Source organism: Streptomyces sp. NPDC048734 (assembly GCF_043198675.1).
Classification (GTDB): Bacteria; Actinomycetota; Actinomycetes; order Streptomycetales; family Streptomycetaceae; genus Streptomyces.
In genome coordinates, this window is the sequence record NZ_JBICUZ010000021.1 from 48,215 (window position 1) to 71,972 (window position 23,758).

Genomic DNA, 23,758 nt, shown 5'->3' on the forward strand with positions numbered 1-23,758 from the left:
CGAGTGCGCCGCAGAAAACCTCCACCTGAAGGAGAGCGAGACACCTCATGGCCCAGCAGCCGCTCCTCCGCGATGTCATCGACATCAAGGAGTCCATCTCCACCTCGGACTTCGTGCTGTCCCTCGCCGAGGCGACGACGCCCGAGGGCGCCGAACACGCGCTCAAGGACTACGTCGTCACGGAACGGCTGCTGGAGAACTTCGACGAGGCGCTGGACCTCATCAAGGCCTCCCTCGACGGGCACCGCTCCAAGGCCGCGTACCTCCACGGCTCCTTCGGTTCCGGTAAGTCGCACTTCATGGCCGTGCTGTACGCACTGCTCAGCGGTGACCCAGCAGCCCGCGCCCGCACCGAGTTCGACCCGGTGCTGACCAAGCACGAGTGGCTGGGCACGGACGGCAAGAAGTTCCTGCTCGTGCCGTACCACATGCTCGGCGCCAAGGCCCTTGAACAGCGCGTGCTCGGCGGCTACGTCAGCCACGTCAAGAAGCTGCGCTCCGACGCGCCGACCCCGCAGGTCTACCGCACCGACTCCCTCTTCGCCGACATCCGCGCCATGCGCGCCAACATGGGCGACGAGGCCGTCATCCGCGGGCTCGGCGTCACCGACGACGAGGAGGACGAGTGGGGGGAGGGCTTCGCCTGGACCCCCGCCCTCCTGGACGCCGCCCTCGCCGCGGCGGAGAACCACGAGGCCGCCGTCCCGCTCGACCTCCGCAACCCCTCCACCCCGATCGAGCTGCGGGCCAAGCTGGTCAGTGACGCCAGCGCCAACCTCCTCCCTGGCTTCGCCAAGAACGCAGCCGAGGACGAGCACGGTTTCATCTCCCTCGACGCCGGTCTCTCCGTCATCGCCGAGCACGCCAAGTCGCTCGGCTACGACGGGCTGATCCTCTTCATGGACGAGCTGATCCTGTGGCTCGCCACCCTCATCCACGACCAGAAGTTCGTCGCCCGCGAGGCCAGCAAGATCACGAACTTCGTGGAGGGCGGCGACGCCCGCCGTGCCATCCCGATCGTGTCGTTCATCGCCCGCCAGCGCGACCTGCGCGAACTGGTCGGCGAGGAAGTGTCCGGGGCGGCCGAGTCGTCCATCCAGGACACCCTCAACCTGGCCTCCGGCCGGTTCGACAAGATCACCCTTGAGGACCGCAACCTCCCGCAGATCGCCCACGCCCGCCTCCTCAAGCCGAAGAACGCCGAGGCGGAACGCCTCGTCGACGCGGCCTTCGAGCAGACCAAGCGGGTCGGCACCCAGGTGTGGGACACCCTGCTCGGCTCCGACAAGGGCACGACCGGCGCTGACGCGGAGTCGTTCCGGCTGACGTACCCCTTCTCGCCCGCCTTCATGGACACCCTCGTCCACATCTCCTCCGCGCTGCAGCGCTCCCGCACCGGTCTGAAGCTGATGGGCCAGCTCCTCGCCGACCACCGCGACGAGATCCGGCTCGGCCAGCTCATCCCGGTCGGCGACCTGTACCCGGTGATCGCGGAGGGCGGCGACAAGCCGTTCACCGACAGCCTCAAGGTGGTCTTCGAGGCCGCCGACAAGCTGTACAAGACGAAGCTGCGGCCGTACCTGCTCAGCTCGTACGACATCACCGAGGACGACGTCGAGCAGTACCTGCACCGGCCCGACACCCTCGCCGCCGATCCGCAACTGGCCAACCGCTGCCGCCTGTTCGTCGGCGACAACCGGCTCGTGTGCACGCTCCTGTTGTCCGCGCTCGCGCCCAGCGTGCCCGCCCTGTCCGAGCTGACGATCCGCCGGCTCGGCGCGCTCAACCACGGGTCGGTCATGGCGCCGATCCCGGGCAGCGAGGTCGGCATCATCAAGAACAAGGTCGCCGAATGGGCGGCCCGGTTCCCCGAGATCAAGGAGACCGGCACCGACACCAACCCCGGTGTCCGGCTGGAACTGTCCGGCGTCGACGTCGACTCCGTCATCGCCAACGCCCAGGTCAACGACAACCCCGGCAACCGCGTCGCCCTCGCTCGGCGGCTGCTGTCGGAGGAACTCGGCGTCGAACACGGCCAGTTCACCGACGAGCTGAACTTCACCTGGCGCGGCACCGCGCGCACCGCCGAGGTCGTCTTCGGCAACGTCGCCGACGAGGACGAGCTGCCCGACCACGACCTGATGCCGCAGCAGGACGGCCGCTGGCGGATCGCCATAGACCTCCCCTTCGACGAGGGGGAGTGGGGGCCCGTCGAGGACGCCAACCGCATGCAGCGGCTGCGGGAACGCCAGCAGGGCGAGCGGTCCCGCTCCATCGCCTGGCTGCCCGCGCACCTGTCCGCGCAGCGCCTCGCCGACTTCCGGCGGCTCGTCGTCATCGACAAGGCCCTCGCCGACGAGCACCGCTTCGACACCCAGTACGCCGGCCACCTCAACGCCGACAACCGCAGCCGCGCCAAGGGCCTCCTGGAGACCCAGCGGGACGCCCTGCTCAAGCAGGTCAAGGGCGCGTTCAAGCAGGCGTACGGGCTCGCGCAGAAGCAGGCCGCCGACGTGGTGATCGACTTCGACGACCACCTGGTGGCGCTGCCCGACGTTGACGACCTCACCCTGTCCTTCGGGCAGTCCCTGCACGACGGCATCCGGCACGTGGCGGGCAAGCTGCTCGCCCACCAGTACCCGGCCCACCCCAACCTGGACCCCGACGCCACCGGCACCGCCGTCAAGCCCGTCGACGCGCGCAAGGTGTTCACCCACGTACGGGCCGCCGCCGAGGCCCGCGACGGACGCGTCGAGGTCCCGGCGGGCGACCGCAAGCTGATGCAGCGCGTCGCCGGGCCGCTGCGCCTCGGACAGCAGAAGGAGGCCTACTTCGAGCTGTCCCGCTACTGGGCCGACCACTTCCGGCAGCTCGCCAGCGCCCAGGGCGCCACCGGCGACCACACGCTGATCAGGCTCACCGACTGGACCGACCAGCCCGAGCCGCGCGGCCTGCCCGACTTCCTCACCCGGCTCGTCGTCGCCTCGTTCGCCGAGATGGACGACCGGGTGTGGGTGCGCGGCGGCACCGTCCTCGACCCCGCGCCGGAACTTTCCGCGATCAAGGACCACGACGCCCTGCGCAGCCAGCCCCTGCCGAGCGAGGACGACTGGACCACCGCACGGCAGCGCTACGAGACGATCTTCGGGCAGAAGGCGCCCACCCTGCGCCGCGGGCGCATGGTCAACCAGTTCGCCCGCCAGATCGTCGAGTCCGCCCGCTCCCTCAAGGAGGACGCCGCCGAACTCGTCCGGCGGCTGGAGGAACACGCCGCCTTCCTCGGCCTCGACGAGACCGACGACACCGGCCGCCTCGCCCTCGCCCGGCGCTCCCTCCAATTCCTGGAGACGCTCACCGGCGGCGGTGCGCAGGGCGGAGCCGGGGCCAAGAAGACCGTGGAGGCACTGGCCGCCTTCGACCTGGGCGAGGTCAGCGCCGACCGGTACGGCACCTCCGTCAAGCAGGCCGGCAACGTCGCCCGCGCCGTGACCGAGGCGTCCTGGCACACCCTGGAACTCGCCACCGGGCTCGGAGCGGAGGGCGCGGCCCTGCTCGACTCGCTGCGCAACGTGGCCCGCGGCGACCAGCGCACCGCCGACCTGCGCGAGGCGCTGAAGCGCACCGAGCGGGAGATCCTGGCCCTGATCAAGCGCAACCAGGCGGCGGCCACCCCGCCGCCCGCCCCCGTCACGCCCGCGACGGCCACCGACCCGGCCGACACGGCCGACGACCTGTCCCTGAACACGCCGACGAGCGACCCGCGCATCCCCTTCACCCAGCAGCCCGGCACCGCCCAGGGCAGCGGCGGGGCAGGGCGGTCCAGCGGCCACCGCACCACCACCGTCGGCCAGGCGACCAAGGCCCTGGAATCGGAGCTGGCCGAACTGGCGAAGAAGAACCCGGGAGCCACCATCGAGATCACCTGGCGGGTCGTCGACCGATGACCACCACCGCTCCCGCCTCCGACTCCGCCGCCGTACCGGGCGCGGTCCGGCTGAACACCGCGACCGTCACCCAGTACCTCTCCTCCCAGCCGCAGCTCGCCGCCTCCCTCCGGCCGGGAGGGGAGAACCGGCGCAGGGCCGTCCTGCTGCGCTCCGCGCCCCAGTGGGACGGCCCCGCCGAGCCCGCCTGGGCCGAGGGCCGCACCGCGCGCGTCACAGCGGCGCCGTCCCCGCTCGCCGTCCACGAGCTGGTCCTCGACCACCTCGCGGGCCGCACCCCCGGCCCCGCTGTCCTCGTCGTCCTCACCGACCGCGAACAGCACGAACTCGACCCCGCGATCCTCGCCCGGGTCCACAAGAAGGCCATCGACACCGTCGACAGCTGGGACGTGGTGCGGGAGGCATTCGGCGCCCGGCAGATCGACCCGCGCCTGAAGGACGCCAACTGGGCCGCCGAGGCCCTGCTCGACGCCACCCCGCCCGGCGGCTGGCCCGCCGTCTCCGGCGGTTGGCTCTCCCGGCAGTACGCCCTCACCGCCCTCGCCCAGCGCCGCCTGCGCCTCGGCCGCTACGACACCGACACCGCCGTCGCCCCCGCGCAGCGGCCCGGTGACGAACGGCTCGACGCGCAGGCCCTGCTGGACTGGTCCACGCGCGCGGGCGGCCCCGAACGGCTCCTCGGGCTGCGCGGCCCCGAACGGACCGGACTCGCCGCCTTCCTCGGCGAGGACGACCAGGCCGGGCTCGCCGGGCGCGCCCTGCTCGCTCTCGTCGACGCCGAACGCGGGGCCGACGCGGTCGCCTTCGGCCTGGTGTGCGCGGCCCTGTGGGAGCACGCCGAACCCGCCCCCGAGACGTACCAGGCCCGCGGCCGGGCCGAACGCTACTTCGGCGAACAGCCACCGGCCACCGGCGACCAGCTCGACACCCTGGTGGCCGTCTTCGGCCGGGCCGCCGAGAAGTACGTCGTCGCCCTCCTCGCCACCGGCCACCGGCCCGCCGGCACGACGGACCCGGACCGGGCGCGCGAGGCCCGCCGCCTGGCCGGCATCGTCCTGGACCGGGCGGCGGCCCTGGCGCGGCAGTTCGGTGCCGAGAAGGCCGTCGAGTCCAGCCCGGTGATGAAGGGCGGCCTGGAGTTCCGGTTCACCGCCGTGGGACACGCCCTCACCACCACTGCTGCAGGCACGGACGCAGACGCGGTCGCGGACGCCGTACGGCACCTGGCCGAGCACGAACTTGCCGGTGACCCGGAGGAGTCCGCCCGCATCGAACGGGCCCGGATGGGACAGCGGCTCGCCCGCTGGCTGGCCGCCGAACCGCCCGCCGAGTCACCCACCGTGGCCGCCGCCATAGAGCGGCACGTCGCCGAGACCGGCTGGGTCGACCTGGCCCTCGAACACATCGAGGCCGGCGGCGACCCCGACCCGGTGCTGAAGGCCGCGTACGACGCGCTCGGCACCCGAGTCCGTGAACGGCGCCGCGCGATCGACGCCTCCTTCGCCCGCGCACTCGCCGTCTGGACCGGGTCCGGCACCCAGCCCGGCTCGATGCTGACCGTGGAGACCTTCCTCGACCAGGTCGTGAAACCCGTCGTCACCCACGGCGAGGGGCGGCGCGTGCTGCTCCTCGTCCTGGACGGCATGAGCGCCGCCATCGCCAACGAACTCGGTGAGGAACTGCGCGGTACCTGGGCCGAGTTCGACCCGTTGCCCCACGGCGGGCCGCAGCGTCGTGCCATGGCCGCCGCACTGCCCACCCTGACCGCCGTCTCCCGCACCTCCCTGTTCGCGGGTCGGCTGATGAAGGGCACCCAGGCCGACGAGAAGCGGCTGTTCCCCGCACACAAGCTGTGGGGCGGCGCTCCGGCCGCCGTCTTCCACAAGGACGACCTGCGTGCCGAGCAGGCCGGGGACACCTTCGGCCCCGCTCTCACCGAAGCACTCACGGACGGCAAGACGCATGTCGCGGTCGTCCTCAACACCATCGACGACCGCCTAGCCAAGGAGCAGAAGCTCGGCGACGGCGCCTGGCACGTCGACCATGTCGCCGGGTTGCGCGACTTGTTGCGGGCGGCCGCCTTCGAAGGCATGGCGGTCGTCCTCACCAGCGATCACGGGCACGTCGTCGACCGGCACGGGGTGAGGGTGGAGGCGGCGGAACCGCCGTCCGCCCGGCACCGCCTCCCCGGAGGTGGCGGCGGCCCGCTCGCGGAGCAGGAGATCACGCTGTCCGGTCCCCGGGTCGTCTGGCCCGAGCCAGGCGCGACCATCGTCGCCCTGTGGGACGCCGACTCCCGCTACACCTCACTCAAGGCCGGCTACCACGGCGGCGCGTCGCTCGCCGAGTTCACCATTCCGGTGCTGGCCTTCCTGCCCTTCGGTGCGGAACCACCGCAGGGATGGCGGGAGTTGGGGGAGCAGCGGCCCGAGTGGTGGTCCACCGGCACGCGGACCGCCGACCCTGTCGCGGCCCGTCCGGTAGTGGCCCCGGCCGCTGTCCTGGCGAAGAGGACGGCTGCCAAGCCGAAGAAGGAACAGGCCGAACTCGCCAAGACCCACGACGCCCTCTTCGACGTGGCCGTCACCGCGGGCGGCGACGACACGCTCGTCACCCCCACCCTGGTCTCCCCGGACGAGACCTTGGTCAACGGCCTCCTCGCCTCGGAGACCTACCTGGCCCAGCTCGGACTCCTGGCCCGCAAGCCGCCGCAGGAACAGATCAGGAAGGCGCTCGCGACCCTCGTCGACGCGGGCACCCTCCCCGTCACCGCCCTCGCCCAGCGCGTCGGCCTGCCGCCCACACGCGGCGACGGCTTCGCGGCAGTCCTGCGGCAACTCCTCAACTACGACGGGGTCCAGGTCCTGGAGACCCTCCCCGACGGCCGCACGCTCCGGCTGCACACGGCCCTGCTGAGGGACCAGTTCGAGCTGGGGTAGAGGTGAGGCGGTTCGCCGCCTACGCCTGCCCGGCGTAGGCGGCGAACGCGGCCCACCGCTCCGCGGAGAAGGTGAGTGAGGCAGCCTGGGGCTTCTTGGAGTCCCGGACGTGGACGGTGGCGGGCGTGGTGGCGACCTCTACGCAGTCGCCGCCCCCCGAGCCGCTGTAGCTGCTCTTGCGCCAACGGAGCTGGCCTTCGCCGTACCCGGCGTGAGTATCAACGTTCATGCTGTGGTCTCCCCTGCCAGTCCCCCGAGGAAGCGTACGGATTCCTCGGGGTTCAACGCCTGCGAGCGCAGCTTGCCATACCTGGAACTGAAGGCGCTGACTTGGATGGGATCGGTGACCACGGTCCCCACTTCCTGGGACTCCACGTAGCCGACCTGACGGTGCTCTGCTGTCTCCAGCACGACGAAGCCGCCGTTGAGACCGGGGTGGAAGCCGTATGCGGCAGGCATGACCTGGATGGTCACGTTGCGTAGCTTTGTACTGTCCACCAGGTGCACAAGCTGTTCGGCCATCACCTCGTCACCACCGATGGGGTTGGTGAGTGCCACCTCGCCGATGATGAACGACAACTCGACGATGGGCGTCCGAGTGAGCAACTGCTGGCGATGAAGACGGGCCTCGGTGTGCAGGTCGATCACCTCCTCTTCCAGCGCCGGGCAGTGAGCAGTGAAGAGGGCTCGGGCGTAGGCCTCAGTCTGCAGGAGTCCAGGAACGAGCAGCGGGTCGTAAGAGAGACGGCTGACCGCCTCGACCTCGATGGAGGCGAAGTCTTGGAAGAACGCGGGCAGTTTCGCCTGGTCCACATCGTCCTGAAGAACCCGTAGAGCACCGCCTGCACCCAGCACCCGTTCTGCGGCCTCTGTGAGGACGAGCTTCGCTGCGCGCCGCCCCTGCTCCACCGAAGCCACCTGCTCCACCGAGTACCCGATCGCGTCCGCGAGCCCCTGCTGCGTCAGCCCCGCCCGCTCGCGGAACAGGCGCAGCAGCTTGCCGTAGACGCTCCACACGGCCGGCCGCTCCTTCTCCGGCTTGCGTCCGCCCGCGGTCCGGCACGTGCGCTCCGCTGCCCTGCCCATGTCGCCCCCTGATCTGTCACAGTCCTGGTGCGACCTGCTCAACGACGGCTCGGTCCAGCCGATGCGCGATGCGGACCCGTACAACGGCCGTACAAACCCGTACCGGAGCCGTACCCGTGACCGGCTACCACCCTCAGACCTGGCAGGGGCACCATCCGTGACGAGACGGTCACCGCATGAGACTGGCCGACACCGCCCCCGAACCCTCCGCCCGTACCGAGCAGTTCACCGTCCGCCTCAGCAGCACCAGACGCGGTGCCCGGCTCGCCCGCCGCCTCACCGCCGAGCGGCTCGCGGCCTGGGGAATCCCGTACGACTCGGAGGCCTCGCACGCCGCCGTGGCCGTCACGGCGGAACTGGCGGCGAACGCGATCACGCACGGCCGGCTGCCCGGCCGGGACTTCCTGCTGTCGCTCGCACGGCTCCCGGACGGTGTCCGCATCGAGGTCGCGGACACCCGCCCGGAACGCTTCCCGAAGACGGCGGCCCGGCCCATCGGCCCCGACGCGCTGGAGGCGGAGACGGGCCGGGGCCTGCTCCTCGTCGCCGCGTACGCCGACACGTGGGGCTGCCACATGCGAGACGCCCACACGAAGACCGTGTGGGCGGAGATCACGCATCCCTCGTGAGCCGGACGGTCCGGCGGGCACCGCGCGATCAGGAGACGAACGCCCGCAGCAGCCCGGCGAACGCGGTCAGCTCCTCGACCGTCTTCGCCGGGAGCGGCTTCTCGTCGAAGTGGGCGATCCGGTTACGGATGTCCTTCACCCGCTTCAGACGGCCGATGAACTGCTCCCGAGGCATGTTCGGCCACTTCAGGGCCTCCCAGTTGAGATCGGCGCGGTCGGCGAGCGACTGCTTCGTCTGGTCGCCGTCCAGGAGCCTCAGGTAGTCGCCGAACATCAGGTCCGACACCTGCCCGGTGCGCTGTTCGGGCTTCTTGTTCGTCTGGACCGCTTTCACGGCCTCCTCGTCCAGGGCCGCGCCCAGACAGCGGCGCAGCAGGGACTCGATCTCCCCGACGATGAAGAAGGGCCGCGCCGACCCCTCGAAGCGCTCCGTGACGTCCGCGGCGGTGACGATGCCCGACAGGCAGCCGTCGTCGCCGCGCACGAGCAGGTAGCCGTGCTCCTTGACCACCGGGAGGGCCGCGAAGAGCTCCTGGCGCGCGTCCGCGACCGGCAGGGAGTCCTTCTCCATGGCGTTCTCCAGCGTGGCGGCCTTGCCCGCCTCGTACATCCTGGCCACCGATCCCCAGGTGACCACGCCGTGGATCTGCGCCATGCCGGTGGTCACCGGCACCTGGGAGAAACCCTCGGTACGCATCAGGAAGGTCGCGTGTGCCAGGGAGTTGCCGAGGGTGACGCCGCGCACGCCCCGCCTGGCCGCCGGGATGTCGCCGAGGAGCAGCCGCTGGGGAAGCGAGGGAAGGGCCTCGTCCGCGTCTTCCCCGGCGTCGCTCTCGACGGGGCCCGTCTGTGCGGGGATGGAGGCTATGGGGACCACGTCGACACTGCTGCGCAGTCCGCAGACCGCGAAGTCCGGCAGGGTCGTCAGTCCCGAGTCCGCCAGCGCCTGCGAGATCAGGTGCACCGTGCGATGGTCGCGGACCCGTACCTGGAACAGGTCGAGGATCTCCTGCACGGGCACGGTGCTGCCCTTGAGCGCTGCGAGGTCCTTCTCGCTGGGCCTGGTGGTCATCGGGCGTCGCCCTCCGCGAGGTCACGGAGCATGGTGCGCTTGCCCATGGCGGACTGCACCAGGTCCAGCAACTGCCGGGAGCGGTCGGTGTAGAAGCGCTTGTAGTCGCTCTCGCGCAGCGTCTCCGGATCGATCAGGTGGGTGGCCACCACGTCGTCGAACCACTCGGGGCGCATGTCGGAGGCCGCGATCAGGGTGGAGAGGTAGGACGACGGCGCCCCCATCATGTCCATCGTGGCACGGTAGGACAGCGGGGTCTTGTTCACGATCGAGCTCGTCGGCAGACCCTGGCTGTTGCCCCGGCGGAACCAGGCCTTGGGGAAGACCTGCCGGACGTCCACGCTGTACTCGTCGAGTCGGCCCGGGCTGAGCGGGGCGTCCGTGTAGTGCCAGTCGACCGCGCCCTGCTTGATCAGCAGGGCGTAGATCCCCTTGTAGGCGGCGCTGTTGCGGGTGGTGAGGGTGTCGAGCCGCTCGGCGAGGAAGTAGGCGTCCGTGACCGTGTCGGGCGCGCGGTCCTCCTGCCGGATCCAGCCGACGAGCTGCTCGACGTCCCGGGTGAAGCGCGTCTCGGTCGAGCCGCCGTACATCTCACCCAGCACCCCGCACCAGTACCACTGCTCGATCTTCTCCTCCGGACCCAGCCCTTCCGTCTCGTCGCCGAGGATGGCGCGGACGGCCGCGAGCGGGACGAGCTGCGTCTTGTACGGAAGATCGTTGGAGCGGACGATGCACTGCCGTTCCAGGAAGTCGCCCACCCAGGCGAAGGCGTCGGCGAGTTGGGGCGCGAGGCGGACGAAGTCGGCCAGCGGGAGGTCCAGCAGGTCGCGCCGCTTGCAGGACACCGCGGCCCCGACGCCCGCCTCCTTGCGCTCCCAGGTGCGTACCAGGGCGATGGCCTGCAGGAAGTCGATGCTGCTCAGGCCGTTCTCCAGGCCGCTCTCCAGCCGGCCGAAGACCGGGTACTTCGACGCCAGCGCCTGCTTGGTCTCCCGCCACACCTCGGGAAGCTGGTAGTAGTCGCCGGTGCGTTCCACGTACTCGGGGTCGCCGGCGTAGGTGGCGGTGAGCAATTCGAAGACGTTCAGGGGAACGCCACCGGTGTTGACGCGCTCGAACACCGCGCAGACGGCGTCCATGGAGGTGGAGGCGGCCAGCCGGATCATCGGGACCTGGAAGGCGCGGACCTGCTGGAGGACCAGGTCGTCGAACTCGCCCCAGCGGTCCCAGTTCCGCTCCTCGTCCGCCTTGATGTAGCCCTTCTTCCACTGGTTGACGCGCTGGGCGTCGAAGACGAGGTGCAGCGGGAAGAGGCCCGCCGCGCACTCGGCCTCCTCGGTCCGCAGATCCAGGACCACCGTGCGGTTGAAGTCGGTGCGCAGCACCTTGTCCGCCGGGACGGACAGGATCGCCTCGTCTCGGTCGGCGGACGGCCCGACGGCCTTCTCGATGTCGACGTAGTACCAGCGCTCGATGGGCTTGCCGCGGGAGTCCGACGTCTCCACCGGGGCGTCCAGCCACAGCGCCTGGAAGAGGGAGGTGAGGCGCTGCTGCCCGTCCAGCAGCAGGAGGTCCGCCTTCGGATCGCCCTCGGGGCGGGCCCCGGTGAGCGTGCGAGAGCGGAAGCGGGTGGCGCCGCCGGTCTGCAGCGTCATCACCACACCGAGCGGGTAGTCCAGCGTCACCGTCGCGATGATCGCCCTGATCCGGTCGTCGTCCCACTTCCAGTTCCGCTGGAAGTCGGGCAGTTGTAACGCCCCCGAGGCGACATCCGCGAGTACGTCCCTGAGCTTCAGATTGTCCAGTGCCGCCATGTATCTCTCTTCTCACCTCTGCCGCGCGTACGGAGAGTGATTCCAGCAGCGCTCTGCGGTGACCGTCAACTTGTTCACAGAAGAACGAGATCAGCGCGAGCACCGTCCAACTGCCGACGCGGGCGGCGTCGGCCGGCTCATCCCGCTCTGCCTCGTCGTCCGAGTGGACATACTCCCGGCGCATGTGGCCGTTTTGCTGCGCGATGCGTCCGAGTTCCTAGATCATGCGGATCGGTGTGGGGTGACCGGCGTGACCCGCAGGTGGCCGGTGCGGTCGGCCTCGGACATGGACCCCGCACCGCGGCTTCATCCACGTCTCGGCCGGTAGGCATCGTGGACCCGGCAATCACCGTCGAAATGGAGAACCTCAATGAGCACTTACGCCGACCCGCTCGTCGACGGTGCAACCCCGATGAGTGAGTACGAGGGGCAGGTGTGGGACACACTCAACGAGCACTGGCAGCGCCGCAACAACCGCCGTGGTCTGCCGAACTGGGCGAGCACCGCCCTCGGCCGCACCGGTGAGGTCGCGGGAAACGCCATGAGACGGGTGACGGACTCTGTGCCGGAGGCGGTCGCGGAACCGATCCGCCGCGCGGGCGACGCGGTCGCCGACACGGCCATGCGACCGGCGCTCGCAGGCGCGGCAGCGTTGCTCGAGCTGGTCAACGACTGGGCCATGGACCTCAACGACCCGAAGAGCGTCGAGGAACTCGCCCGCAAGCGAGGCTTCGACATCGACAGTTTCACCGAACTGCGACAGCAGGACCTGAAGGTCTGCGACCGGCTGCTGACCCGCAACACCCTCAAGTGGCGAACCACCGGCGCGTTCGAAGGCGGCGCCATGGGCCTGCTGGCCATGGTCCCCGTCGCCGGTATCCCCGCCGCGATGACGGCGGACATCCTGGTCGTCCAGGTCCTGAGCACGTCGATAGCGACGCGCATCGCGTACTCCTACGGCTACGACGCCAAGGACCCCGAGGAGCAGGACTTCATCCAACGCCTGGTGCAGCGGTCCTTCATGGCGCAGGCGGCCAAAGCCAAGCCGTTGCACGAGACCGCACGGGCGGCGAACGCGGTCAAGGGGCGCGTGAACTGGTCACAGAAGCTCCGCAACGACCACCGTCTCCTCGCCGCCCTTGAGAAGTTGATGAAACAGCTGGGCCCGGCCGGCTCCAGGGTGCCTGTCAAGAACGTCGCCAAGGTCGTGCCGTTCGTGGGCGTCCTCATCGGTGCCGGCATGAACTCCGCGATCCTCGGCAGGGTTGCCGCCGACGCCCAGCGGTACTGCCAGACCCGATTCCTGTGCGACAAGTACGGGCTGCCGCTGCCGGCCTCACTGGCGACCGACCGGGACGACGAATTCCCGACCGACGCCACGTGACCTTATATGGCTATGAACCGGACATCATGCACCTTCGTGAAGGTCTTGGCACGCGCAGAGATGAAACACTGGTCCCCGTGAGCACCACCGGATCAAAGCGCCCCGCCCAGGTCAGCGCCGCCCGCCGCCGTACCGTCATCGACGCCCTGCGCCGTGGCGCCGTGCCCGAGAGCGGACTGGACCTGCTCGCCACCGGGCTGGGCCGGTTCGAGACGGCACTCGACGCGGAACTGGACGCGGTCGCCTCCGGAGGCTCCGTGTTCAAGGCGGTGCGCGGTGAGTACGGGTCCGGCAAGACGTTCTTCACCCGGTGGCTAGGGGAGCGGGCCAAGCGGCGCAACTTCGCCGTGGCCGAGATCCAGATCTCGGAGAACGAGACCCCGCTGCACAAGCTGGAGACCGTCTACCGGCGGCTCACCGAACGGCTCACGACGCCCAGTTTCCCGCCCAGCGCGCTGCGGCCGGTCGTGGACGCCTGGTTCTACGCGTTGGAGGAGGACGCCCTCGCGGCCGGCGCGACCGAGGAGGAACTGCCGGGAGAGGTGGAGAAGCTCCTCGTCGCCCGGCTTGCCGAGGTGTCCCGGCACGCGCCGTCCTTCGCCACCGCGCTGCGCGGCTACCGGACGGCACTCGCCGAGGGAGACGAGGCCACCGCCGCCGCCGTGCTCGCCTGGCTGGGCGGCCAGCCGCACGTGGCCGCCGCCGCACGCCGGTCCGCAGGGGTGCGCGGCGACCTCGACCACTTCGGCGCGCTCGGCTTTCTGCAGGGCCTGCTCACCGTGCTCCGCGACTCCGGGCACACTGGTCTCGTCGTCGTCCTCGACGAGGTGGAGACCCTGCAGCGAGTCCGGTCGGACGCCCGCGACAAGGCGCTCAACGCGCTGCGGCAGCTCATCGACGAGGTCCACTCGGGGCGCTTCCCCGGCCTGTACCTGGTGATCACCGGCACGCCGGCCTTCTACGACGGTCAGCAGGGCGTTCAGCGCCTCGCCCCGCTCGCCCAGCGGCTCGCCACCGACTTCACCACCGACCCGCGCTTCGACAACCCCCGCGCCGTGCAGATCCGGCTACCCGGCTTCAGCCAGGAGTCCCTGGTCGGCCTCGGCATCACCATCCGCGACCTGTACGCGGACGCCGCCGAGGCCCCCGAGCGCGTGAAGACGGTTGTCGACGACGCCTACGTCGCCGACCTCGCGCGGGCCGTCGGCGGGGCACTGGGCGGGAAGGTCGGGGTGGCACCGCGTTTGTTCCTGAAGAAGCTCGTCGGTGACGTCCTGGACCGGGTGGACCAGTTCGACGACTTCGATCCCCGGCAGCACTACCGGCTGACGGTCGCGAGCAGCGAACTCACCGACGTGGAGAGGAACCTGGCCGCCTCCGTCGCCGGCGGTCCCGCCTCGGCCGACGACTTCGACCTGGAGCTGTGATGGCGCAGGACGGCAACCCGGTCGGCGACACCGCGAACGGCGACGGCCCGGTCGACGTGCTGGACCGGCTCGACCCCGTCGTCCTGCACCACATCGTCAACACCCTCGGCTGGCCCGACCTGCGTCCCCTCCAACGGGCGGCGATCACGCCGCTCATGGGCGGCGAGGACGCCGTACTGCTGGCGCCCACGGCGGGCGGCAAGACCGAGGCGGCCTGCTTCCCCCTGCTGTCGGCCATGACCGAGCAGAAGTGGACCGGCACCTCGGTGCTGTACCTGTGCCCGCTCAAGGCGCTCCTCAACAACCTCGTCGGCCGCGTCGACACGTACGCCCAGTGGCTGGGCCGCCGTGCCGCGCTCTGGCACGGCGACACCAAGGAGTCCCAGCGGCAGCGCATCCGCACCGAGGCGCCGGACGTCCTCCTCACCACGCCCGAGTCGCTCGAGGCGATGCTGATCGGCGTCAAGACCGACCACGCCCGGCTGCTGGGCGGCGTACGGGCCGTCGTCGTCGACGAGGTGCACGCCTTCGCGGGCGACGACCGGGGCTGGCACCTGCTGGCCGTGCTCGAACGACTGGAGCGGGTCACCGGCCGCCCCATTCAGCGGATCGGACTCTCGGCGACCGTCGGCAACCCCGACCAGTTGCTGCACTGGTTGCAGGGTGCGGGCGCCGGAAACCGTACCGGACAGGTCGTCGCGCCCGGAGTGCGACTGCCGCCCGCCCCCGGCCCGGCCGGACACGACGGCAAGGCCCCGGCCGACCAACTCCCCAGGCCCGCAGGCGAGGTGGAGCTGGACTACGTGGGCTCCCTGGACAACGCCGCCAAACTCATCGCGGCCCTGCACCGGGGAGAGAAACGGCTCGTCTTCTGCGACTCGCGGGCCCAGGTCGAACAACTGGGCGCCGCGCTCCGGGCGCGCGAGGTGACCGTCTTCCTGTCCCACGCCTCCCTCTCCGTCGACGAACGCACCCGCTCCGAACAGGCCTTCGCCGAGGCCCGCGACTGCGTCATCGTCTCCACCTCCACCCTCGAACTCGGCATCGACGTCGGTGACCTGGACCGGGTCGTCCAGATCGACTCACCGGCCTCCGTCGCCTCCTTCCTGCAACGCATCGGCCGCACCGGCCGGCGCTCCGGCACCGTACGCAACTGCCTGTTCCTCACCACCCGCAAGGACACGCTGCTGCAGGCGGCCGGACTGCTGCTGCTCTGGTCGCGCGGCTGGGTCGAACCGGTCCTCCCGCCGCCCGAGCCGCGCCACCTCGTCGCCCAGCAACTCCTCGCCGTCACCCTGCAACAGCACAAGCTCGGCGACCAGTTGTGGGACCGGCAGTGGAACGGACTCGCACCCTTCGACCGGTCCGCCGCCCCCATCCTGCGCCACCTCACCGAAGAGGGCTTCCTCGACGACGACGGCGGCATGCTGTTCGTCGGACCCGAGGCCGAACGCCGCTTCGGCAGGCGGCATTTCATCGAACTCACCGCGTCCTTCACCGCGCCGCCCCAGTTCACCGTGCTGTCCGGACGCACGGAGATCGGCCGCACCGACCCGAGCGTGCTCACCGAGGAACGGCCCGGCCCGCGGCGTCTGCTGCTCGGCGGACGAAGCTGGCAGGTCACCTACATCGACTGGACACGCAAACGCGTCTTCGTCGAACCCGCCGACGGCGGCGGCATCGCCAAGTGGATGAACGGCGGCATCGCCGGACTGTCCCACGCCCTCACCCGCGCCATGCGCGAGGTCCTGCTCGGTGAGGACCCTCCCGTGTCGCTCACCCGCCGTGCCGAGGCGCGCCTGGCCGAACAACGCGAGACCGACGCACCCGACACCGTGCACCCGGGCGGCACACTGATCACGCGCGTCGGCAACGACGTGCGCTGGTGGACCTGGGCCGGCTACCGCGCCAACGCCACCCTCGGGGCAACCCTGCAGTCGGTCACGGACCCCCTGCAGCGCCCCACCGACTGCTGGCTGCGCCTGCGCGAAGACCTCACCCCGGCCGAGTGGCGCGCGGCCCGCGAGAGTGTCGGCGAGAGCCTGGTCCTGCCTGATGTCGACCACCGGGCCGTACGCGGCTTGAAGTTCTCCGCCGCCCTCCCGGAACGCCTCGCCGTCGCCACGGTCGCGGCCCGGCTGGCCGACTTCGAGGGCGCCGGTGTGGTTCTGCATGAACCAGCGCGGTTCCATCACGGTCGTTGACCGAGCTTCCGTGCGCCGGATGATGCCCTACCGAGGGGATGGTCCACCGGCCCCCCTCGGAGGGATGTCCGGCCAAAAGGTCCGGCCGGACATCCCTCGCTGATCAGTGACCTTGGCCAAGCCCTTCCGTCGGCACCAGTCCCGACGGTCCTTCTTCAACCGCGTTCCTGCCGAGCAGTGCCTCGATGTCCTTGCCGAAGGCAGCCCTGATGTCCGCCCCAAGTCGCAGCCACCCGAAGAACCGGGCTGTCTCCCTGGCGAGTTCCTCACGGCGCAGCCCGGGTGACTCGGACAGCACCCCCAGCAGGGCCAGCTGCCGCTCGGCCGGGGGAACGTGCGAGACCTTCTTGCGGTCGAAGTCCTCGCTCGGCGTACGGGCCGTCGTCACCTCGCGGTCCGGCAGGTCCCACGCGGTTCCCACTCTCACCGCGAGTTTCTTGTTGCCCAGTCGCGTCAGTGCCTTGCGCACACTGGCCTGCACGATCTGCCCGGCTCGGTCCAGGTCCCAGGCTTCCCGCACTCTGCCGATCAGTACTTCTTCCTCGACGGGGCCCTCGACCGAAATGATGTGACGAGTAACTTCCGCCACCAGGCCGAGCGCCTCGGGCTCGCGGAGATCGATGCTGCCGAGCCCCGCCTGCATGCCCAGGACACGCCGCAATTCATACAACTCCTCGCGACGCATGGCGCGGTACGGCCGGCTCCACGTGGAACGGTCTGATTCCTCGACGGGGACGATCGCCACGCCCGGCGTCACCGGCTCGGGCACCGTGGCCGTGACCGGCTCCGCGACCGGTGCATGAGGGTCGACGGCGCAGGCTGCCTCGACCGCCTCGCGCAACCGTCGCTGCGCGTCCCTGCGGTTGCGATACCAGTCCGTGCCCCAGATCCGGTGCAGGTTCCAGCCCAGGCCCCGCAGGATCTCCTCCCGAAGCCGGTCGCGGTCGCGGGCCGCGCGGGAGGAGTGGTACATCGCGCCGTCGCACTCGATGCCGAGCGCATAGGCGCCGGGGGCCCCTGGATGCCGTACTGCCATGTCGATCCGGAAGCCCGCCACACCCACCTGGGGCTGCACGTCGTAGCCCCAGCCGCGCAGTGTGTCGAGCACGTCCTCCTCGAACGGGCTCTCCGGCGCGGCGTCCGCGTCGGGCGCGGCCGCGGCCAGGATCGCGGGACCCCGCTCCGCGTACTCCAGGTAGCGCTTGAGATGCTGGACGCTTTTGTTCGCGCTGTCCGGCAGGTCGGTGCCGTGGAAGGACGCCACGACCTCCACCCGGTGCCGCGCCCGGGTCACGGCCACGTTCAATCGCCGCCAGCCGCCCTCACGGTTGATCGGACCGAAGGAGGAACGCAGCTTGCCCTGTGAGTCGGGGCCGTACCCGACCGACAGGATGATCACGTCGCGCTCGTCGCCCTGTACCGTCTCCAGGTTCTTCACGAAGAAGCCGCCCAGACGGTCCTCCGTGAAGTAACCGTCGAGGTCGGGCCGGGACTTGCGGGCCTCGGCGACGGCGTCCTCGACGGCGTCCGCCTGCGCCTTGGAGAGTGTGACGACGCCCAGGGTCAGGTGCGGCCGCGTCGAGAAGTGGTGGATGACCCGCCCGGCCACCAGCTCGGCCTCGCGGACGTTGTCGCGCTTGCTGCTGCGGTCGTACACGCCGTCGGCCTTGTGGAACGCGACGCCCACGTCGTGGCTGTCGGTGACCGCGCCCGGGAACACGACCATGGAGTTGTCGTAGAACTCGTGATTGCTGAAGGCGATCAGGTTCTCGTGGCGGCTGCGGTAGTGCCAGCGCAGTGACAGCTCGCGCAGCACACCGCTGGCCTTGCAGGCGTCCAGAATGGACTCGAACGAGTCGGGCACCTCCTCGTCCCACTCGTCGTCCTCGTCCGAGTCGCCGCCGGCGCTGAAGAATGACGTGGGCGGGAGCTGCCGCGGGTCACCCGCAACGATCAGGGCGTCACCGCGGTAGACGGCGTTCACGGCGTCCTGCGGAAGGACCTGGGACGCTTCGTCGAAGATCACCACGTCGAAGTGGAAATCGGACGGCAGATACTGACTGACCGTCAGAGGACTCATCATGAAGCACGGCTTGAGTCGCTGTACGACGTCCCTGGTCTCGTCCAGGAGCCGCCGCACCGGCATGTGCCGTCGCTGCAGCTTCGCCTGACGACTCAAGATCGCTGCCTGGCCCGTCGTCGCCCGGCGGGGGCGTCGTGCGTTGCAGGACTCGATCACCGTCGCGTGGGCGGCCTGCACCAGGCCGCGGTCCAGTCGGCGGTAGCGCTCCACCACCTGGTCGCGGTCGGTGGCCCGTACCACCGAGAGACGGCTGTCGGACGCCAGCTGGTGCTCCACCCAGGCACGCAGCACGGTGCGCTCCACGGCCACGGGGAACAGGGAGGCCGGCACCTCACGGTCCGCGAGCTGTGCCGGCAGGTCCGCCAGGCCGTAACGGCTCAGCACCTCGTGGGCCTCGGCGGAGCGGAGCCAGGCATCGGGGCCGTAAGGATCGTCGGACATGCGGCCGAGGAGCGTCCGTGCGGACGGGAACCCCGCCTCCAGCTCGGTACGGATCTCCGCGGCCCGGACCGGTGTGAAGTGGTCGATGAGGACCTCCGCCCGCTCCAGCCAGTCGCGGTTGCGGCGCTCCACCGACGAGTCGGGCGCCGTGTGCAGCAGCAGGCGTGCGGCCTCGGGTCCCAGAGAGGCAGCCGATCCGGTGACGGAAGCGGTGCGTCTGACGCCGAGGGCCCAGTCCAGGGCACGGTGGACGGTCTCCCGGGAGGTGCGCACCCCCTCGTACAGATCACCGAGCAGACGATGGTGCTCCGCCTCGGCGTTCAGGAAGTCCTCCTCGGCCGCGCGGGCCGCCACCACGGCCGCCACGGAGGAGCGGGCACCGCCGAGGGACAGCCAGTCCGCACCCCCGTCCTGGGAACCCGTGGCACGGGCCACCGAGTGGATCAGGGAAGCGGCTTCGTCGAGGGGATCGAGGTGGGCGCGTAGCCAGGCCGTTCCCTCGGGGAGGGAACGGGCCCGCAGACCGGGGGCGGCTGTGGTCAGGGCGGGGGAGTGCGTGAAGGCCTTCCATTCGGTGCACTCCGCCCGCAGGCGGGCGGCCGCCTCCAGCAGTCCAGGAAGGGCGGGTCGCTCGGCGCAGAGGGCACGGACGGGAGCGCTGCGCCGGACAGGATCCGCCAGGACCGGCCCGGCCAGCCGGTGGGCGTCGGCGGCGGCGGCGAGCGCCGCGGCCAGCGCGGCGGTGCGGGGACGGCCGTCCGGCGCGTACTTGCCCAGGAGTTCAGCAGTCCCGAAAGCGGAGGACTCCGCCCCGGATCCATTGCCGGTGGACGACAGCCGCACTGCCCTGTGCAGCAGGTCGTCCTCCACCGTCGTGTCGCCCTCGGTGTCCGGGCGGTCGTCGAGACGGGTGTCCAGACTCGCGTACCAGGTGCACAGCAGTTCCCGGTCGTGGGCCTCCCGGGCGGTGAACACCGCATCCTCCCGCTGCGCCGTGTGCGCCGCGGTGACCGCCGCGCGCGCCGAGGCGAGGGTATGGCCCGTTGCCCCGGGAAACTCCCGGCGGCCGACGGACTGGACCGTGTCGATGAGCCGTACGGCGTCCTCCAGCGCCGGCACATGGGCGCGCAGCCATTCGGCGGCCGCCGCCGGTCCGAAAGGGGCCAGGTCCGTGCTGTGCTCACGCAGCCGCGGTTCCCGTAGCGCCGAGCTCCACGTACTCAGGTCGTCCTTCAGTCGCTTGCCCCACTCGGACAGGGCGGGGTCGGGAGTGGACCCGTGGGCCAGCTGCGTGGCCAGACGGGTGCGGCGGACAGGGTCGGCCACCACGTCGGAGGCGAGCCGGTGGGCGTCCTCGGCCTGGCGCAGCGCGCCGTCCAGCGCGTCCAGATCGGGCAGCTCGTCACCTGCGTATGCGGCGAGCAGTTCAGCGTGTTCGGCCACCGCGGCACGTACAGCCCCGTGCGCCTGCTGCCAGGCCGCTGCCTTGCCCATTTCCGCCTGCAGCCTGCTGTTCCAGGACCCCTCGGTGCTGACTCCGCCGACAAGTCTCCGGTCGGCCCGAACCTGGGAGGACAAAACCGCCCCGAAGCGTCGGCCGTTCTCCGAGAGGCGGCGCACCGCGTCGGTCAGCCCCTCGGTGCAGGGCGTGTCGGAACCGAACACCCCCTGAGCTTCCCGACGGGCCAGGTCGAGGACGTCCATGAGGCGGTGCAGCGCGTCCACGGTCCGGCGCACCCTGGGCAGCACAGCCGGATCGAACCAGGCGGCCGGAGCCCGGTGGACGTGGCCGGCCAGTGCGGCCAGATCGGTCACGGACCGCGTCGAGGAAGCAGTGTCGGATGGTTCGCAACCCAGCAGATCCGCCACGCTCACCGCGCACTTCGCGGTTCCCTCCAGCATGTCGGCGAGGGCGCCCCAGTGGGAGGCGAGCGAGCCGGCCTCGTCCCGGCCGATGACCGTGAGGTCGGCGCCGGACGGCTCCAGAAAACCGAGCGCGGCCTCCGCCGCCTCCGGTTCTCGGGGCAGGTGGGAGGGCATGTCCGCCCAGCCCGGACCCGCTTGCTCCCGTGCCGTGGTCCGTGCCGCGATCGTGTGGTCACGGCGGGCCTCGAACTCCCTCAACGCGGTCGCCACAAGATCGAGGGCCGCCTGCTGGGCGGCGGCGAAACCCTCCGGAGTGAGCCACGCCTCCAGCGGGCGGTGCGGGACGCCGGACAGGTCCGCCAGATCACACAGGCTCGTCGCCTCGGCCAGCGAGCGCGGTTCGTCGACGCCCAGGGACCGGGCGAGCTCGCGTGCCGAGGAGGTGGCGCTTCCCAGCAGGTCGGCGGCCTTCCCGAGGTCCCTGCTGAGGTCTTCCGCCTGCCGCTCGGTCAGTCCGGTCAGATCCAGACCCCGCGGCTCGAGGGAGACCAGAGCCTGCTCTGCCGTCGGCGGCTCGGGGCGAAGACGTGGTGACATCTCCTGCCAGCGGTCACCCACCAGATCCTGTGCGGTCTGCTGGGCACGCCGCACGTGGCGCAGCGCGTCGAGGAAGGACTCGACCGGATCGGTCACGACGTGCGCCATGTCGGCTTCGGTGAGCCACCACTCGGGCACGGGCAGTCGTTCATCCAAGAGGCGGAGCAGCTGGACAAGACGGTTGATCTGTTCCGACGTTGTGAACTGCGCGTCCTCCGGGGCGAGCGCTCCATAGCCGTCGAGAGCGGACAAGAGCCCGTTCAGGGCCGTGCGCGCCTCTTCCAGCGCGGGGCCGGGGTGGGGCCGGTCCGTGCGCAGTCCCCGCCACGGAAAGCCCGGGTCGGCCACTGCCTGCCAGGAGTCACCGACGGCGTCGGCGGCCTTGAGCACACCGTCCAGATCGGCCGCGGACAGGGAGGAGGCATCGAAGCGCCGGGGCGAACCGTCACCGGGAGCGGAGAGATAGGCGACCGGGGCGTCGTCGAGACGGCCCACCTGGCCGATGACGTCGTACAGGGTGCGGCCCAAAGGCCGGCGCACCTCGTTCATCGCGGCGGCGTACGCGGACAGCGCCTCGCGGTCGAGGCGCGCCTGAGCCTTCTCCTGGTCGGGGAGCCCGGTCGCCTGGGGCTGCTCGGAGAGCGCGCGGCCCAACTCCTGGGCCACGGCCTTGCGGCTGGTGTTGCGGCTGTGCAGGGCGAAGGCGTAGGAGTCCAGACCCACCGACTTCAGCCGCTGCAGCACGACGTCCAGCGCCGCCGCCTTCTCACTGACAAACAGCACACTGCGGCCGGCGTGCATCAGCCCTGCGATGATGTTGGTGATGGTCTGGCTCTTGCCGGTACCCGGAGGACCGTCGAGCACGAACGACCGTCCCGCCACGGCAGCCGCGACGGCCTGCCGCTGCGAGGTGTCCGCGTCCAGGACCAGTGGAGTGTCCTCCGGAGGGGCCAGCTCGTCGACTCGCTCCGCCGGCACCTCCTCGAAGTCGAAACGGTCGGAGGCGAGGGCGCTTCCGGGTCCGATCGCCACCGCACGCACGAGGTCGCTCGCGAGGAGCCGGTCCTCGTTCTCGAGCAGGTCCCGGTACATGGCCTCCTTGTGGGAGGCGAAGAGCGCCATGACGGCCCGCTCCTCCACCTCCCACAGCGACTTGCCGGACACGGCGTTACGTACGGCCTCAATTACCGCGGTCACGTCACGGCAATCGGTCTCCGCGACGGACGCCCAGTCGATGCCGAACTGCTCCAGCTTGATGGGCAGCGCGGGATTCAGTTGCGGATCCTCGTCCTCGTTGGCCTGGAGGAGCACCTGCCCGGTGGGCGTCCGTACGATTTCCACCGGGAAGAGGACCAGAGGAGCCTGGCTGCTGGTGGCGGCTCCGTCCTCACGCCAGTGCAGCATGCCGACACCCAGGTGGAGAGTCCACAGGCCGTAGTCGTTGAACACCTGGGACGCCTTGGAGCGGAGGGACCGAAGCGCCTTCTGCAGGGCGGGGGCCGTGGTCTTCTGCGTGACGACGTCGTCCTCGTCGGGAGGAGGGCACTCCTGCTCCTCGTCCTCCGGGGACACTTCGTCCGGGAGCGGCGCGAAGCGCAGCGCGCGCTTCTCCAGCAGTTTGACCAGCTCCGGCGGCGAGGGCGCCGACAGTTCCAGCGTCGAGGCGCGGTGCCTGAAGTTCAGCAACCGGTTGCGGCCGCTGAGGTCCACGAGCGACGTTCGCCAGCCTGCCAGGATCGTCTTGAGACGTTCCAGGTCGCTGCCGCCCCCGAATGCACCCGGAATGATCGTCACACTGTCCCTGCTCTCACGTCGTACAACTCGAATCCGACAGGGGAGAAGGACAGACGTCTTCCCGGGGCACGGTGACGCGGGCAGGCCCGGCGTTCTCCGAATGATCCCCTCCGCGCGACATGTTCGCCTTGTCGCACTCGCCCCCCACGGACGGACGGATTCTATGGTCACGCCACGGAAATCAGAAGTGCACCTGGTGTTCGCGCCTCCCCAGGTGCCCGTCATCCACCTGAGACCGGCTGCCTGTGTGTCTTCCACTTCCGCTTCGGCTGCGTCGGGGTGGCCCGTACGGGCATCACCGACCTGCCGGGCCGGCACCCGCACTGCGGAGGCGTCCTGACCGCCGGACAGCGGGCGATGGACGAGGGGGACGTCGAACTCGCGGCCGACGGTGTGGTTGAGCAATGAGTTGCCTGGCGCCCGCCGCCCTCCCCTCCCTCCACCCCTGCCGAATGCCCCCGCACGCGACGAGGGCCCG

The 23,758-nt window shown here is 70.7% G+C and carries 12 protein-coding genes; 7 read left to right on the plus strand and 5 right to left on the minus strand.

The window, feature by feature from the left end; all coding sequences use genetic code 11:
• Positions 1-47 precede the first annotated feature (47 nt).
• Together ACGFQC_RS33505 and pglZ are read left to right on the plus strand one after the other, a co-directional pair.
• Positions 48-3,944: a phage resistance protein gene (locus ACGFQC_RS33505; RefSeq protein WP_363088827.1), complete on the plus strand. Its 3,897-nt coding sequence runs from the start codon at positions 48-50 to the stop codon at positions 3,942-3,944.
• Positions 3,941-6,883 carry a BREX-2 system phosphatase PglZ gene (gene pglZ / locus ACGFQC_RS33510; RefSeq protein WP_363088828.1) on the plus strand — a complete coding sequence of 981 codons (2,943 nt, stop codon included), beginning with the start codon at positions 3,941-3,943 and terminating at the stop codon, positions 6,881-6,883. Before ACGFQC_RS33505 ends, pglZ begins: the two co-directional genes overlap by 4 nt.
• 19 nt (positions 6,884-6,902) lie before the next feature.
• Here pglZ and ACGFQC_RS33515 read toward each other — a convergent pair whose 3' ends face one another.
• Entirely contained in the window at positions 6,903-7,112 is a 210-nt protein-coding gene (locus ACGFQC_RS33515) for a DUF397 domain-containing protein (protein WP_363088829.1), read from the minus strand.
• Positions 7,109-7,969, minus strand: a complete 861-nt coding sequence (locus ACGFQC_RS33520; protein ID WP_393289080.1) for a Scr1 family TA system antitoxin-like transcriptional regulator — start codon at positions 7,967-7,969, stop codon at positions 7,109-7,111. Before ACGFQC_RS33520 ends, ACGFQC_RS33515 begins: the two co-directional genes overlap by 4 nt.
• 176 nt (positions 7,970-8,145) lie before the next feature.
• Between ACGFQC_RS33520 and ACGFQC_RS33525 the strand changes: the two genes are divergently transcribed.
• Entirely contained in the window at positions 8,146-8,598 is a 453-nt protein-coding gene (locus ACGFQC_RS33525; RefSeq protein WP_363088831.1) for an ATP-binding protein, read from the plus strand.
• Between the two features lie 28 nt (positions 8,599-8,626).
• Here the strand turns inward: ACGFQC_RS33525 and ACGFQC_RS33530 are convergent, their stop codons facing one another.
• Complete coding sequence (locus ACGFQC_RS33530; protein ID WP_363088832.1) at positions 8,627-9,670, minus strand: CBS domain-containing protein; 1,044 nt, start codon at positions 9,668-9,670, stop codon at positions 8,627-8,629.
• Complete coding sequence (locus tag ACGFQC_RS33535; protein WP_363088833.1) at positions 9,667-11,484, minus strand: DUF262 domain-containing protein; 1,818 nt, start codon at positions 11,482-11,484, stop codon at positions 9,667-9,669. Before ACGFQC_RS33535 ends, ACGFQC_RS33530 begins: the two co-directional genes overlap by 4 nt.
• A 370-nt stretch (positions 11,485-11,854) precedes the next feature.
• Here ACGFQC_RS33535 and ACGFQC_RS33540 point away from each other — a divergent pair, with 370 nt between their 5' ends.
• The 3 genes from ACGFQC_RS33540 to ACGFQC_RS33550 all read left to right on the plus strand — a co-directional run bounded on the left by ACGFQC_RS33540 (position 11,855) and on the right by ACGFQC_RS33550 (position 16,499).
• The gene (locus tag ACGFQC_RS33540) at positions 11,855-12,868 is read left to right on the plus strand and encodes an EcsC family protein (RefSeq protein WP_363088834.1); all 1,014 of its coding nucleotides are present in this window, start codon (positions 11,855-11,857) and stop codon (positions 12,866-12,868) included.
• A gap of 77 nt (positions 12,869-12,945) precedes the next feature.
• Positions 12,946-14,295: a BREX system ATP-binding protein BrxD gene (gene brxD, locus ACGFQC_RS33545; RefSeq protein WP_363088835.1), complete on the plus strand. Its 1,350-nt coding sequence runs from the start codon at positions 12,946-12,948 to the stop codon at positions 14,293-14,295.
• Complete coding sequence (locus tag ACGFQC_RS33550) at positions 14,295-16,499, plus strand: DEAD/DEAH box helicase (RefSeq protein WP_363088836.1); 2,205 nt, start codon at positions 14,295-14,297, stop codon at positions 16,497-16,499. Before brxD ends, ACGFQC_RS33550 begins: the two co-directional genes overlap by 1 nt.
• Positions 16,500-16,602: 103 nt before the next feature.
• On the opposite strand, the gene ACGFQC_RS33555 is transcribed toward ACGFQC_RS33550, so the two are convergent.
• Positions 16,603-23,280 carry a DUF3320 domain-containing protein gene (locus ACGFQC_RS33555; RefSeq protein ID WP_363088837.1) on the minus strand — a complete coding sequence of 2,226 codons (6,678 nt, stop codon included), beginning with the start codon at positions 23,278-23,280 and terminating at the stop codon, positions 16,603-16,605.
• Between the two features lie 279 nt (positions 23,281-23,559).
• Between ACGFQC_RS33555 and ACGFQC_RS33560 the strand changes: the two genes are divergently transcribed.
• Entirely contained in the window at positions 23,560-23,688 is a 129-nt protein-coding gene (locus tag ACGFQC_RS33560) for a hypothetical protein (RefSeq protein WP_363088838.1), read from the plus strand.
• Positions 23,689-23,758 lie beyond the last annotated feature (70 nt).